Source organism: Dactylosporangium sp. CA-139066, from assembly GCF_050936175.1.
GTDB lineage: Bacteria > Actinomycetota > Actinomycetes > Mycobacteriales > Micromonosporaceae > Dactylosporangium.
Map to the genome: position 1 here is coordinate 2,141,069 of NZ_JBNJNH010000001.1, position 13,433 is coordinate 2,154,501.

14 protein-coding genes are annotated in these 13,433 nt (G+C 73.6%); 6 read left to right on the forward strand and 8 right to left on the reverse strand.

Annotation, left to right across the window (positions count from 1 at the left end):
- Nucleotides 1–34: 34 nt before the first annotated feature.
- Together ACQEVU_RS09815 and ACQEVU_RS09820 are read left to right on the forward strand one after the other, a co-directional pair.
- Nucleotides 35–1,747, forward strand: coding sequence for an Hsp70 family protein (locus ACQEVU_RS09815; protein ID WP_433322287.1), 1,713 nt, complete (start codon nt 35–37; stop codon nt 1,745–1,747).
- 70 nt (nt 1,748–1,817) lie between these two features.
- Nucleotides 1,818–2,255: a nuclear transport factor 2 family protein gene (locus ACQEVU_RS09820; RefSeq protein WP_433322289.1), complete on the forward strand. Its 438-nt coding sequence runs from the start codon at nt 1,818–1,820 to the stop codon at nt 2,253–2,255.
- On the opposite strand, the gene ACQEVU_RS09825 is transcribed toward ACQEVU_RS09820, so the two are convergent.
- Both ACQEVU_RS09825 and ACQEVU_RS09830 read right to left on the reverse strand, forming a co-directional pair.
- Nucleotides 2,224–3,195, reverse strand: coding sequence for an NADPH:quinone reductase (locus tag ACQEVU_RS09825; RefSeq protein WP_433322291.1), 972 nt, complete (start codon nt 3,193–3,195; stop codon nt 2,224–2,226). The two genes, ACQEVU_RS09820 and ACQEVU_RS09825, sit on opposite strands and share 32 nt — an antisense overlap.
- A complete protein-coding gene (locus ACQEVU_RS09830; RefSeq protein ID WP_433322293.1) occupies nt 3,195–3,518 on the reverse strand; it encodes a putative quinol monooxygenase in 324 nt (107 codons plus the stop codon). Before ACQEVU_RS09830 ends, ACQEVU_RS09825 begins: the two co-directional genes overlap by 1 nt.
- Nucleotides 3,519–3,607: 89 nt before the next feature.
- Here ACQEVU_RS09830 and ACQEVU_RS09835 point away from each other — a divergent pair, with 89 nt between their 5' ends.
- Together ACQEVU_RS09835 and ACQEVU_RS09840 are read left to right on the forward strand one after the other, a co-directional pair.
- On the forward strand, nt 3,608–5,125 hold the full coding sequence (locus ACQEVU_RS09835; RefSeq protein ID WP_433322295.1) for an NCS1 family nucleobase:cation symporter-1: 1,518 nt from the start codon (nt 3,608–3,610) through the stop codon (nt 5,123–5,125).
- Nucleotides 5,122–5,880, forward strand: a complete 759-nt coding sequence (locus tag ACQEVU_RS09840; RefSeq protein ID WP_433322297.1) for an aspartate/glutamate racemase family protein — start codon at nt 5,122–5,124, stop codon at nt 5,878–5,880. Before ACQEVU_RS09835 ends, ACQEVU_RS09840 begins: the two co-directional genes overlap by 4 nt.
- Here ACQEVU_RS09840 and ACQEVU_RS09845 read toward each other — a convergent pair.
- The gene (locus tag ACQEVU_RS09845) at nt 5,817–6,542 is read right to left on the reverse strand and encodes a GntR family transcriptional regulator (protein ID WP_433322299.1); all 726 of its coding nucleotides are present in this window, start codon (nt 6,540–6,542) and stop codon (nt 5,817–5,819) included. The two genes, ACQEVU_RS09840 and ACQEVU_RS09845, sit on opposite strands and share 64 nt — an antisense overlap.
- Nucleotides 6,543–6,690: 148 nt before the next feature.
- Here ACQEVU_RS09845 and ACQEVU_RS09850 point away from each other — a divergent pair, with 148 nt between their 5' ends.
- On the forward strand, nt 6,691–7,776 hold the full coding sequence (locus ACQEVU_RS09850) for a peptidoglycan-binding protein (RefSeq protein WP_433322301.1): 1,086 nt from the start codon (nt 6,691–6,693) through the stop codon (nt 7,774–7,776).
- Between the two features lie 147 nt (nt 7,777–7,923).
- On the opposite strand, the gene ACQEVU_RS09855 is transcribed toward ACQEVU_RS09850, so the two are convergent.
- From ACQEVU_RS09855 to ACQEVU_RS09875, 5 genes are all read right to left on the reverse strand, one after another.
- Entirely contained in the window at nt 7,924–9,123 is a 1,200-nt protein-coding gene (locus ACQEVU_RS09855; protein WP_433322303.1) for an ABC transporter permease, read from the reverse strand.
- Complete coding sequence (locus ACQEVU_RS09860; RefSeq protein WP_433322305.1) at nt 9,110–10,201, reverse strand: peptidoglycan-binding protein; 1,092 nt, start codon at nt 10,199–10,201, stop codon at nt 9,110–9,112. Before ACQEVU_RS09860 ends, ACQEVU_RS09855 begins: the two co-directional genes overlap by 14 nt.
- Before the next feature lie 26 nt (nt 10,202–10,227).
- Nucleotides 10,228–10,764, reverse strand: coding sequence for a hypothetical protein (locus ACQEVU_RS09865; protein WP_433322307.1), 537 nt, complete (start codon nt 10,762–10,764; stop codon nt 10,228–10,230).
- A gap of 268 nt (nt 10,765–11,032) precedes the next feature.
- Nucleotides 11,033–11,698, reverse strand: coding sequence for an ABC transporter ATP-binding protein (locus ACQEVU_RS09870; RefSeq protein WP_433322309.1), 666 nt, complete (start codon nt 11,696–11,698; stop codon nt 11,033–11,035).
- A 712-nt stretch (nt 11,699–12,410) separates the two neighbouring features.
- Complete coding sequence (locus ACQEVU_RS09875; protein WP_433322311.1) at nt 12,411–12,839, reverse strand: hypothetical protein; 429 nt, start codon at nt 12,837–12,839, stop codon at nt 12,411–12,413.
- 141 nt (nt 12,840–12,980) lie between these two features.
- Between ACQEVU_RS09875 and ACQEVU_RS09880 the strand changes: the two genes are divergently transcribed.
- A complete protein-coding gene (locus tag ACQEVU_RS09880) occupies nt 12,981–13,349 on the forward strand; it encodes an MmcQ/YjbR family DNA-binding protein (RefSeq protein ID WP_433322313.1) in 369 nt (122 codons plus the stop codon).
- The last annotated feature ends 84 nt before the right edge of the window (nt 13,350–13,433 follow it).

A 13,433-nucleotide genomic window follows, 5' to 3' on the forward strand; every position in this document is an offset into this window, starting at 1 on the left:
CATACGCTGGCGCGACGGGAACGGGGAGGCGGCCGTGGTGGAGCTGGGTATCGATCTTGGAACCTCCGCCACGGTCGCCTTCGTGCGCCGCCCCGACGGCACGGTGGAGCCGGTGCTGTTCGACGGCGCCTCGCTGCTGCCCTCCGCCGTCTTCGCCGACGAGGGCGGCCTGATCGTCGGCCGAGACGCGGTCCACTCCGCGCGGACCCGGCCCGAGCGCTTCGAGGGCAGCCCGAAGCGGCGCATCGACGAGCCCTCGGTCCTGCTCGGCGACGCCGAGGTCGCCGTCGAGTCGCTGCTCGGCGCCCTGCTGTGGCGGGCCGCGGGCGAGGCGGCGCGCATCGCCGGCGCGCCGGTGACCGCCGCGACCGTCTGCCATCCGGCCGCCTGGGGTCCGGCCCGCCGGGAGACCCTCCAGCGGGCCGCGGCCGCCGCCGGGCTGAACCGGCTGCGGCTCGTGCCCGAGCCCGTCGCCGCGGCCGCCTTCCACCTGCGCCGGCACCAGGCCGGGCCGGCCGACCTGCTCGTGTACGACCTCGGGGCCGGCACCTTCGACGTCGCCGTCGTGCGCTTCGCGCCCGGCACCGCGACCCCGATGACCGTGCTGTGCAGCGCCGGCCTCGACGACACCGGCGGCCAGGACATCGACGCCGCGATCGTCGACCTGCTGCGGACGCGGTGCGGCACCCCGGAGGCGTGGGCGCGGCTGGACAACCCGGCCACCATCGCCGACCGGGCCGCCCGCCGGCAGCTGTGGGACGACGTGCGGGCGGCCAAGGAGATGCTGTCGCGGTCGGCCTCCACGACGCTGTACGTGCCGATCGCCGACCAGGACCAGACCCTGTCGCGGGCCGACGTCGAGGGCGTGGCCGCGCCGCTGATCCAGCGGACCGTCAATGCCGTCCACGCGACCCTCGCCGGCAGCCCGGTGCCGCTGCGGCCGTTCTTCGCGGTACTGCTGGTCGGCGGGGCCAGCCGGATGCCGCTCGTTGGCGCGATGGTGCATCACGCGCTGGGGGTCGCGCCGACCGTCGTCGACCAGCCCGAGCTCGTGGTCGCCGCCGGGAGCCTCGATCCTCTGCTGTACCCGCCGCCGGTTGCGGCACCTCCGGCCACGGCGGCGGTCTTGAGGCCGGTTGCGGCCGCGCCGGTGCCGCCGGCGCCGCCGGGGCCGGCGCCCTCCGGGATCACGGTGACCGCGGTGGAGCTGATCGAGGTGAGCCTGCCCGAGCACTCCGGTTTCACGCTGCGCGGCCAGCTGCACGCCGGGTACGGCGTGTTCGAGCACGTCTTCCCGGCCGACGCCGGCGGGCGGCTGCTGATGTTCCCCGAGGCGGCGCAGCTCGCCCAATACGCGGCGGCCAACGCCGGCCGGGACCCGCTGCTGGCGACGCCGCCGTGGCAGGTGCGCAACACCGGCGCCGACGAGGCCCGCTACGACCTCGACCTGCTCGTCGAGCACCTCAGCGGTCCGCCGGAGGGGTGGCTGCCGAGCTACGTGTGCCGCTGCCGCGACCTGTGCGCACAGCTGGCCCTGTTCCTCGACCTCGACGGCGTCGACGACCTCATCGGCGAGCACACCACGATCGACCAGGCCGACGACGCTTTGCGCCGGCACCTGCTGGACCCGACGGCCCGCGGCGCCCGCCGGCGCCTGGCCAAGGTCGACCTGGCGCAGCTGCTCGAGGACTGGACCGACCTCATCGCGATCATCGACGCCGCAACCGTCACGCCGGCGTGGAGGTGACCTTCCGCAGGCTCGCCCGGCCTCATCCGCCGATCCGGTTACCCGGCGCCGCCGCCGGGTAGCGCGCAACGTGACCCAGCGACCGCCGTTCACCCTCGAGACCGCCCTCGCCAAGGTGCAGGCCGCCGAGGACGCCTGGAACACCCGCGACCCCGAGCACGTCGCGCTCGGCTACACCGCGGACTCCCAGTGGCGCAACCGCGACCGGTTCCTGACCGGGCGCGCCGAGATCGTCGGGTTCCTGCGCGGCAAGTGGGCCCGGGAGCTGGACTATGCGCTGCGCAAGCAGCTGTGGGCGTACCAGGGAAATCGGATCGCGGTGCACTTCCAGTACGAGTGCCATGACGCCGCCGGGCAGTGGTGGCGCAGCTACGGCAACGAGCTGTGGGAGTTCACCGAGGACGGGCTCATGTCCCGGCGCGAGGCGAGCATCAACGACATCCCGATCGCCGAGCACGAGCGGCGGATCTTCGGCCCTAGGGGCGAAGGAGGACCCGGCGGCCTCTGAGCGAGCCGTCCTCGAGCCGGCGGTGGGCCTCGGCCGTCGCCGACAGCGGCAGCTCGAGCGTCGCGCGGCTGCGCACGCCCGCGGCGAGCAGCCGGTTGACCGACGCCGCGGCGTCGGCCAGCTCCGCCGTGGTGGCGCGGGAGATGACGAAGCCGGTCACGGTGCGGTCGTGCAGGTACAGGTCGGCCGCCGGCGCCGCCAGCCGCGACGCCGCGCCGGCCAGCACCACGACCCGGCCCCGCCCGGCCAGCAGCGGCAGCGCCTCGGCGAGATCGTTGCGGCCGGAGGTGTCCACGTACAGGCCGGCGCCACCGGGGCAGGCGGCCGCCAGGCCGGACGCGAGGCCGGCGGCGCGGTAGTCCAGCACCTCGGCCGCGCCCAGGGCCGCGCAGTAGCCGGCGTCGGCGGCCGACGCCGTCGCCACGACCCGGGCGCCCGCCTGCGCCGCCAGCGCGACCAGCGCCGACCCGATGTTCCCGGCCGCGCCCGCCACGACCACCGTCTCACCCGGGCGCAGCCGGCCGTGGGTGAACAGGGCGAGGTGGGCGGTGGCCGCGGGGTGCAGCAGCGTGACCGCCGCGGGTGGTGGGACGCCGGGCGGCAGGTGGTACAGGCGATCGGCGGCCACCACCGCGAGCTCCGCGGCGGCGCCCTGCCGGCCGTCGTGGCCCAGGCTGTTGCACCACACCGCGTCGCCGGGCGCGAAGCCGACGGCGCCGGGACCGGCCGCGGCCACCGTGCCGGCGAGGTCGCGGCCGACCACGAACGGCAGGGGGACCGCGGTGCGGTACCGGCCCGAGCGCACCAGCCCGTCGACCACGTTGACCGTGCCGGCCGCGACGGTGACGAGCACGTCCGTCGGGCCGGGCCGCGGGTCGGGGAGCTCGCCGAAGCGGATCTCCTCGGGCGGGCCGAGGCGCTCGACGTACGCGGCGCGCATCAGCCCTCGACGGCCATCTCGCCGAGCGCGGACCAGTCGTCCTGCCCGACCGTGAAGTTCACGATCTTCGGGGTCTCGGCGAGGTACCGCGGCAGGGTCCGCTGCGCCTCCTTGAAGTGCTCCGACCCGACGTGCGCGGCGGCGGCGTCCTCGCGGAAGGCCTCCACCAGGACGTACTCGTTCGGGTCGTCGAGGCTGCGCGACCAGTCGAACCACAGGTTGCCCGGCTCGGCGCGCGTCGCCGCCGTGAAGGCGGCCGTGATCTCGGGCCACTGCTCGGCGTGCTCGGGCTTGACCCGGAACTTGGCGGTAATGAAGATCATTCGGTACTCCTCGTGGCGGGAACTGCGGGGCCAAGAAGATATATATCTGGGAACACGGCCCCGAAACGTGCCGTTCCTAGCGTGTTGGCATGGCCGACACCATCTCAGGCTCGCAGGAAGCCACGGCACAGCATGAGGATCTCGTCGAGGCCGCCGGCATGCCCGTCGGCGGCGGCGAGGTCAGGCCCGGATACGATCCGCGGCTCACCAACGAGGACCTCGCGCCGCTTCGCCGGCAGACGTGGGGCGCCTACAACATCTTCGCGTTCTGGATGTCCGACGTGCACAGCGTGGGCGGCTACGTCACCGCCGGCAGCCTCTTCGCGCTCGGGCTGTCCAGCTGGCAGGTGCTGGTCGCGCTCGTCGTGGGCATCAGCATCGTGTACTTCTTCTGCAACCTCGTCGCCAAGCCGAGCCAGGCCACCGGGGTGCCCTATCCGGTCATCAACCGGGTGGCGTTCGGTGTGCTCGGGGCCAACGTGCCGGCGATCATCCGCGGGTCGATCGCCGTTGCGTGGTACGGGATCCAGACCTATCTGGCCTCCGCGGCCCTCGACGTCGTCGTGCTCAAGCTGTGGCCGGGCCTGATGCCGTACGCCGACGTCGACAAGTGGGGCTTCCTCGGCCTGCCGCTGCTGGGCTGGTGCTCCTACGCGCTGCTGTGGGTGCTGCAGGCGGCGGTGTTCTGGACCGGCATGGAGACGATCCGCAGGTTCATCGACTTCTGCGGGCCGGCCGTCTACGTGGTCATGGTGGTGCTCGCGGGGTACCTCATCTCCAGGGCCGGCTGGGGCGCGATCGACCTGAAGCTCGGCGACGTGAAGTACCACGGCCTCGACGCCGTGCCGGTCATGCTCGGCGCGATCGCGCTCGTGGTGTCGTACTTCTCCGGGCCGATGCTGAACTTCGGCGACTTCTCCCGATACGGCAAGTCGTTCGCGTCCGTACGGACCGGCAACCTGCTCGGCCTGCCGGTGAACTTCCTGGCCTTCTCGATCCTGGTCGTGGTCACCTCGTCGCTGACGATCCCGATCTTCGGCGAGCTCATCACCGACCCGGTGCAGACGGTCGCCCGCATCGACAGCACGTTCGCCATCGTGCTGGGGGCGCTCACGTTCACCATCGCCACGATCGGCATCAACATCGTCGCGAACTTCATCTCGCCGGCGTTCGACTTCTCCAACGTCAGCCCGCAGCGCATCAGCTGGCGCGCCGGCGGGATGATCGCCGCGGTCGGCTCCGTGCTCATCACGCCCTGGAACCTGTACAACAATCCCGACGTCATCCACTACACGCTGGAGATCCTCGGCGCGGCGATCGGGCCGCTGTTCGGGGTGCTCATCGCCGACTACTACCTGGTGCGCCGCCAGCGGGTGGACGTCGACGCGATGTTCACGATGGCGCCGGACGGCCGGTACTGGTACCGCCGGGGATACAACCCGCCCGCGCTCATCGCAACCGCCGTCGGGGCCGTCGTCGCGGTCGTGCCGGTGCTGTGGACGCACGGGCCGGGGATGCACACCACGGCGCAGTACAGCTGGTTCATCGGCATGGCCCTCGGGCTGCTGACGTACCTGGCGCTGTCCCGGCGTACCGCCGAGTCATGAGAATCCGGGTCGTCAACCCCAACACCACCGCGGCGATGACGGCCACCATCGAGGCGAGCGCCCGGGCCGTGGCCGGCCCGGGCGTCCACGTCGAGGCGGTCACCTCCGCGATGGGGCCGGCCTCCATCGAGAGCCACTACGACGAGGCGCTGAGCGTGCCCGGGGTGCTGGCGGCGGTGGCCGAGGGCGAGCGGGCGGGTGTGGACGCCTACGTCATCGCCTGTTTCGGCGACCCGGGCCTGGACGCGGCGCGGGAGCTCGCGCGCGGGCCCGTCGTCGGCATCGCGGAGGCCGCCATGCACGCGGCGACGCTGCTCGGCCGTGGCTTCACCGTCGTCACCACCCTGGAGCGCACCACCGGCCGCGCCTGGGACCTCGCCGCCCGGTACGCGCCGGCCGGCGCCTGCCGCGGCGTGCACGCCTGCGAGATCCCGGTCCTCGAGCTCGACCGGGACCCGTTCCTGGCCGACCGGGTCGCCACGCTCGCGGGTGCGGCCCTGGCCGCCGACGGCGCGGACGTCGTCGTCCTCGGCTGTGCGGGCATGGCCGACCTGGCCCGGACCGTCTCCGCGCGGATCGGCGTGCCGGTCGTCGACGGCGTCGCCGCCGCGACCGCGCTCGCCCAGTCGCTCGTGACGCTCGGCTTGCGGACCTCGGCCCGCGGCGAGTTCGCGCCGCCCCCGCCGAAGCCCTACAGCGGGGCACTGTCGGGGTTCGCGAAGAGTCCCGTGTCGCGCGGCAGCCGAGCGATGTAGGACTGCAGACGATGGTGGTGGGCCGCGCAGGCCGCCGCCAGCGCGTCGGCGTCGCGGGCGGTGAACGCGGCCAGCATCGCGGCGTGGTCGCGGTGCAGCAGCGCCCGCTCGTCCGGCCCCAGGTGGGTCATCGGCTGCAGCGGCTCCGTCATGTTCCACGCCGTGCCGAGCATGTGCAGCAGCCGGCGCATCCGGCACGGGCGGATCAGCGCCAGGTGGAAGCGCCGGCTCTCGCGGTGGTACGCCCGCCCGTCCCCGGCCCGCACCGCCGCCTCCAGCGCCGCGTGGGCCGCGCCCGCCCGCTCGTCATCCCCGGCGCCGGCCTGCCCGACCGCGACTCGCAGCGCCGCCGTTTCGAGGGCCTCCCGCACGAGGTAGACCTCGCCGAACTCCTCGGCCGTCAGCTTCGCCACCCGGTACCCCAGATGCGGCCGATGATCGACCAGCCCCTCGCCGATCAGGGTCATGAGCGCCTCCCGCACCGGGATGCGCGACACCCCGAACGCGTCGGCCACCGCGTCGACCGGGATCGGCGAGCCCGGCGGCACCTCGCCGTCGAGAATGCACGCGCGCAGGTCATCCAGAATGGCGGTCTGCGGCGCGCCGGGCGCCCGCGCCCGCAGCCGGGCCACCAGCACCGACCGCCGCCGGGGACCGGCCATGGGCGCCTCCGAAGGGCCGAACGTGGCCCGAGCCTAGTCGGACCTGGTTATCGGCACGTTTCGTGGTTGGCGGATTGCCGAACGAGGGGACCCGGCGGCTACTTTTTGGGGAAGCGACCGCCGCCGGTTGCGGGTGACGCTGCACGACATGGATCGCAGACGCACGGCCGTGGTGGCCGGGGTAGCGCTCGCCGGGGTGGCGGGCGCCGGGGCGGTGGCGCTGGGGGTGCGGCCGGCGCCCGGCCAGGGCAGGGCCGGGGACGGGGCCCCGGCGGCGACCGCGCCCGTGGTGAGCACCGACGTGGCCCGCCGGCAGACGGTGGCCGGCGCGCTCGGGCGCTCCGGGACGTACACGGTGAGCGCCCCCGGGCCGGGCACGCTCACGTGGGTGCCGGCCGCCGGCGCGGTCGTCGGCCGCGGGCAGCCGGCGTACGAGGTCGACGGCGCGCCGGTCATCCTGCTGTTCGGCGAGCGCCCGCCGTGGCGCGCCATGCAGTCCGGCATGAGCGACGGCGTCGACGTCCGGCAGCTCGAGGAGAACCTGCGGGCGCTGGGGTACGGCGCCGGGCTGACCGTCGACGAGCACTTCACCTCCGCCACGTACTCCGCCGTGCGCCGCTGGCAGCAGGACGCGCACCTGCCCGTCACCGGCACCGTGCCGCTCGGGCAGGTCGTGTTCGTCGCCGGCAGCGTGCGCGTCGCCGAGGCCGACCTGCGGGCCGGCGCGGCCGTCGAGCCGGGCGCGGTGGTCGAGCACGGCACGAGCGAGCAGCGGGCCGTCACCGCGCAGGTCTCCACCGCCGTGCTGGCCCGGATCAAGGTTGGCGACGCCGTCGTGGTGACGCTGCCCGACGGCACCGTCCGGCCGGGCACCATCAGCACGCTCGGCGCGGTGACCCAGGCGGCGGCGACCAACGGCGGCCCGCCCGGGCAGAGCGGGGGCGGCCCGGCGAGCGTGGGCGTCGTGGTCACCATGAACGGCTCCGTTGGCAACGTCCTGGAGGACGCGCAGGTGCAGGTCGGCTTCACCGTCGAGGCGCACCGCGGGGTGCTGGCCGTGCCGATCCCGGCGCTGCGGGCCCTGCCGAACGCCGAGTACGAGGTGCTGGTCGCCGACGGCGCGAACACCCGCCACGTGTCCGTGCGCGTCGGCATCTTCGACCAGGTCGCGAGCCTCGTCGAGGTGACGGGGGACGGGCTCGCGGCCGGGCAGCGGGTCGCGGTACCGAACTAGGAACCGGTGCTGGGCGACCGCGCCCGCGCGTCCTTTGTGGATGGTGCTCAGGCGGTGCGTAGGGCGTCGGTTGGCGGCAGGTGTGCGGCCCGCAGGGCCGGGTAGAGGCCGGCGACCGCGCCCGCGGCGTCCTTTGTGTATGGGCGGTCAGGCGGTGCGTAGGGCGTCGGTTGGCGGCAGGTGTGCGGCCCGCAGGGCCGGGTAGAGGCCGGCGACCGCGCCCGCGGCGACCGACACCCCCAGGCCGCCCCACAGTGCCTCGGCCGGGATCAGCGTCGCCCAGCCCTTGTTCATCGCCATGCCGACGGTCACGCCGGCGCCGATGACGATGCCGGCGACCCCGCCGAGCGTGGCCAGGATCAGCGACTCGGTGAGGAACTGCGCCGCGACGTGGCCGCGGGTCGCGCCGAGCGCCCGGCGCAGGCCGATCTCCGTGCGCCGCTCCAGCACCGCGATCACCATGACGTTGGCGATGCCGATCGCCCCGACGAGCAGCGCGATCGCGCCCAGCCCGAGGATCAGCCCCGCGCCGGCCTGCTTCACCTGCAGCTGGGCGGTCAGCGCGTCCGACGGGCGGCTCACCGCGACCCGCGACGGGTCCTCCGGGTTGGCCGCGCCGGCGAGCACCCCGGCCACGTCGGTGACGTGCTCGGTCTCGGCGCGGATGTAGATGCGGCTGGGGTGGCCGTTGTAGGCCAGCAGGTGCGCGGCCGACTCGAACGACACCACGGCGGCCTGGTCGATTTCGGGGGCGAGGACGAACGGCTTGAGGATGCCCACGACGTTGTACCAGTGCCCGCCGATCCACACCCGGTCGTTGCCGCTGACGTCGTCGATGCCGAGCGTCTCGGCCGCCGAGTAGCCCAGCACCGTGACCGGCGAGTCGTCGCCGCTGATGAACCGTCCGGCGAGCAGCGCACCGTCCAGCGTGGACAGCAGCGTCGCGTCGGCGGCGCGCACGGAACGGCCGCCGGTGCGCCCGGGGGCGATGTGGTCGTTGCGGTACACGTTGACGCCCGCGAGTTTCGCGGTGGGCGCGACCGCCTGCACGTGCGGCAGCTGCCGGATCATCGGCGTGGCCGTCTCCGGCAGGATCTGCTCGACCCCCGAGCTCGGCTGCCCGTTGGCGACGGTCAGCAGGTTGGTGCCGAGCCGGTCGATCTGCGCCAGCAGCGCGGACTGGCTGGAGCTGGTCACGCCGAGCACCGACACGATCGAGGCGATCCCGATCGCGATGCCGAGGCCGGACAGCAGCGCCCGCACCTTCCGCGAGCGCAGCCCGAGCGAGCCGGTCGGCAGCAGATCGGCGGCGCGCAGCGTGCTGCGGGGGACCTCATGCGTCTTCACGGGGAACCTGCACCTTCGCTCCTTCGGCAAGGCCGTCGCCGCTGACCTCCGCGGTCCCGGCGAGATCGTCGAACAGCCCGGTCTGCACCGGGACCCGCCGCGTGCTCGCGCCGTCGACCACGACCACCTCGTACTTGCCGTCGGCCACGCTGTTGAGCGCCTGGATCGGCACGGTCAGCACGTTCTGGTGGGTGGCGCGCACGACCCACACCTGCACGGCGGCCTGGTCGACGAAGCCGCTCACCTCGCCCTCGAGGCTCACGGTCACGGCCGCGGTGCTCTGGTTCTGGTTCCCGCCCTGGCCCTGCGCCTGGCCGGCGGCCGAGGCCGTCGTCGCCCCGATGGCGCTCACCTTGCCGTTGCGCGTCTTGCCGTCGGGCAGCGTGACCACGACCTGGGTGTCGATGCGGATCCAGCCGAGCTGCTGGGTCGAGGCCGCCAGGTTGACCGCCGGGGTGTTGCTGGTGCCGTACTCCACCGTCGCCCCCGGCTCGACCCGCGCCCCCGGCTGCATCTCGTGCCCGCTGACCCGCACCGCGCTCGGCAGGAACGCGACCGTCCCGAGGGGGATGCTCCCGGTCACGGTGGCGTGCACGGCCTGCTGCCAGCGGCGGATCGCGGCGTACGTGGCGGAGGTGAACTTCTGGTCCACCGTCAGCCCCTGGCCGAACCCGAGGTCGCGCAGGTTGCCCTCCAGCTGCTCGACGTCGACGCCGTCACTCATGCCGGAGACGAAGTCGCGCCAGGCGGGGCGGCCGCCGTACAGCAGCGTCACCCGCCGCCCGTCGACCTCGTACAGCCCGTCGCCCCGGTTGACGACGGCGCCGGTCGGCGGCACCCACGTGAGCGTGCCCGCCCCGGAGCCGGCGACGACGTACGTGCCCGCGTAGCCGAGCGTGCCGGTGACGAACTGCCGCTCCGAGATGGTCTTGCGGGTCACCGATGCGGTCGAGGTCCCCACCGAGGCCGGCGCCGGCGGCCCCTCGCGGTGCGCGACCCGCTCGGCGGCCACGAGCCCGGTGACCCCCGCGATGCCGGCCAGCGCGACGCCGGTCACGACCCGGCCCGCGCGGCTCACGGCCGTTCCAGTTCGGTCATGGCCGCTCAGCCCGTCTTCCTCGCGCCGGCCCCGGCGTCGACGCTGATCGGCCCCGGCTCGAGGCCCCGGCACGCGGTGTCGGCCTTCACCCAGCGCGGATCGTCCTCGGCGGGCGCGGCCGGCTGCGGGTGGAAGATCCCGTCGGCGTCCGGGTCGGGCCAGTCGGGCAGCCCGTTGGCGCGGATGCAGTCGCCCCACTTGCGCAGCTTGACCAGCTCCTCCGGCGTCACCGCCCGCCCGGCCGGGCCCGGCAGCGCCCCCGCCCGCCGGAACAGGTCCGTGCACTCCGGCGCCGGCTTTTGCGCCATGTCGGCCGCGGACTGCGGGAACGCCCACGTGCCGTTGGTCTCGACCGGGTCCGGGTAGTCCGGGAACCCGTTGGCGCGCATGCACTGCGCGGCGTCGGCCAGCGCGGCCCGGTTGCCGGCGCCGGCCGCGGTCGTCGCCGCGGCGCCGGGCGAGCTGCCGTCGCACCCGGCCAGGGCGCCCGCGGGCAGGGTCAGGGTCGCCGTCGCGAGCGCGGCGAGCAGTCGGATCCTCATGCGCTCACGGTCCGCGCCGCGCCGCCTCGGCGATTCCCCCAAAGGTTGCCGCGGGCGCCCGGAATTCGGGGGGTCACGACGCTCGTCAGCGGACGAGCCAGCCGGGCGATTCCTGCAAAGGTTGCCGCGCACGCCCGGGATCCGGCGGTTGCCGCGGACGCCCGGGATCCGGCGGTTGCCGCGTACGCCCGGAATTCGGGGGTTGCCGCGTACGCCCGGAATTCGGGGGTTGCCGCGTACGCCCGGAATTCGAGGGTCACGACGCTCGTCAGTGGATGAGCCGGCCGTCGCGCATGACGACCCGGCGTCGGCACGCCTCCGCGACCGCCGGCTCGTGCGTGATGATGACCATGGTGGTGCCGCCCGCGTTGAGCTCTCCGAGCAGCTCCATGATCTCGCCGCTGTTGCTGGAGTCGAGGTTGCCGGTAGGCTCGTCGGCGAACACGATCGCCGGCCGCCCGACCACGGCCCGCGCGATCGCCACCCGCTGCCGCTCGCCGCCGGACAGCTTCGTCACCCGATGATGGAGCCGGTGCCCGAGCCCCACCCGCCGCAGCGCCTCCTCGGCCGCGGCCCGCCGTCTGCCGGCCGGCACCCCGCGGTACAGCAGCCCGCCGGCCACGTTGTCGAGCGCGTCGAGCGCCTCGAGCAGGAAGAACTGCTGAAACACCACGCCGACCCGGTGCGCCCGCACGCCCGCGAGCTGCCGGTCGCTGAGCCCCTCGACCGCCATCCCGTCGATGACCACGGACCCGTGCGTCGGCCGGTCGAGGGTCGCCATGAGGTTGAGCAGCGTGGACTTGCCGGACCCGGAGGCGCCGGAGATGGCGAGCATGTCCCCGGCCTCGACGACGAGGTCGACGCCGCGCACCGACTCGACGGGCGGTTCGCCTGGGTAGGTTTTGCGCACGTCGCGCAGCTCAAGCACGGCCATGCCGCCACGATGCCCGCGCCCTGTCGCGCCGGCTTCCCCCAAAGGTGGCCGCCCGCCCGCCTCCTTTGGAGGGTCCGCCCGGCACCTCGTCGCTCGCCGCCCGTTGCCCGCCCCGTCCGCGCCTCCCTCGCTTGTAAGTCAGTGCACACACACTTACAACCCCGGCCGCGCTGCTCGGTTTCCGCGACGCGTTCCCACCTCCCGCGGCGCGTGGTCAGTCTTTGCCGTGCTCCGTCAGTTGTCGCGCCGCTCCGTCAGCTTTTCGGTGCGACCGCGGTCGCCGCGGGGCTGTTGTAAGTCAGTGCGCACAAACTCACGTTGTCTCGCGGCCGGCGCGGGGTCGTTGTAAGTCAGTGCGCACAAACTCACGTCGTTCACGGCCCCCGCGGGGGTTGTTGTAAGTCAGTGCGCACAAACTGCCCGTGGTTCGGTGTCCGGCGCGGGGCCCGTTGTAAGTCAGTGCGCACAAACTCCCCGTGGTTCGGTGTCCGGCGCGGGGCCCGTTGTAAGTCAGTGCGCACAAACTCCGCGTTGTCTCGCGGCCGGCGCGGGGCCCGTTGTAAGTCAGTGCGCACAAACTCCACGTTGTCTCGCGGCCGGCGCGGAGCCGTTGTAAGTCAGTGCGCACAAACTTACTCGCTCGTAGCGGTCGCGGGCTGTTGTAAGTGAGTGCACACGTACGTACAAGGGGTTGAGCGGGCGGGGGAGGGGCTCAGGCGGAGAGCAAGGTGTTTGCGCGCTGTAAGACTGTCGTCAAGACGGTGGCGGCGGTGGTCAAGTCGGGCGCGGGGAGGTCGCCCCACAGGTCGGCGGTGATCGTCTCGATCGATGCGCGGACCGTTGTCCATTGCGCTTTGCCGCGCTCGGTCGGGGTGACCGTGCCGTCCGCGTTCTCCTGGATCAGGCCGGCGGTCGTCAGCTCGGTCAGGCGGTCGTGCGCCTCCGAACGATCCACCTTCGTGGCGGCGGCCACGCGGGCGGCGAGGGTGTCGCCGGGCAACGGGGCGCCGGCGCGCACCGTAAGAGTCAGGGTCACCCACTGCGGCTCCGTGATGCCGGTGCCGGCCAGTTGGCGATCCAGGATGGCGTTCAGCGCCTTCTCGGTCTGGCCGATGAGCTGTGTTCCGAATTCGGTGGTCATGGTGCGCTCCTTGGTCCTGGTCGCCTGGCGGTCCTAATCGTTTGGACAACTAACGTTGGCCACACCAACGAAACTAGATCGTTAGGGCCACTAACGCAAGCGATGTGAGCGGCGGCACGGTGGCTCGGTACCCTGGGCGGCATGGTGGACGCGGACGACGTGCGGCGGGTGGCGCTTGCGTTGCCGCATGTGGTCGAGATCGACAGCGAGGGGTTCGACTTCCGGGTGGGGAACAAGGGGTTCGTCTGGTCCTATCCGGAGCGGCTGCCCGGGAAGCCGCGGGTGATCCGGACCGATGTCGCCGTGCTCTACGTGGGGGATGAGGCCGAGAAGCAGGCGTTGTTGCTGGGGGAGCCGGAGCGGTTCTTCACCACGCCCGCGTACGACGGGATGCCGCTCGTCATGCTCCGGCTGGAGGCCGTGGATCGGGATCGCCTCCGCGAGCTTGTCACGGATGCGTGGCGGATGCGGGCACCGGACGAGCTTGCTGCGGACCTCACGGCGGACTGAGCGGCCGGCCGCGGGGCCGTCCGGGCGGCGGGCCGAGCGGCGGGAGCGGCGCCCGGACGGGCGGGACTGAGCAGCGTTCGAGCG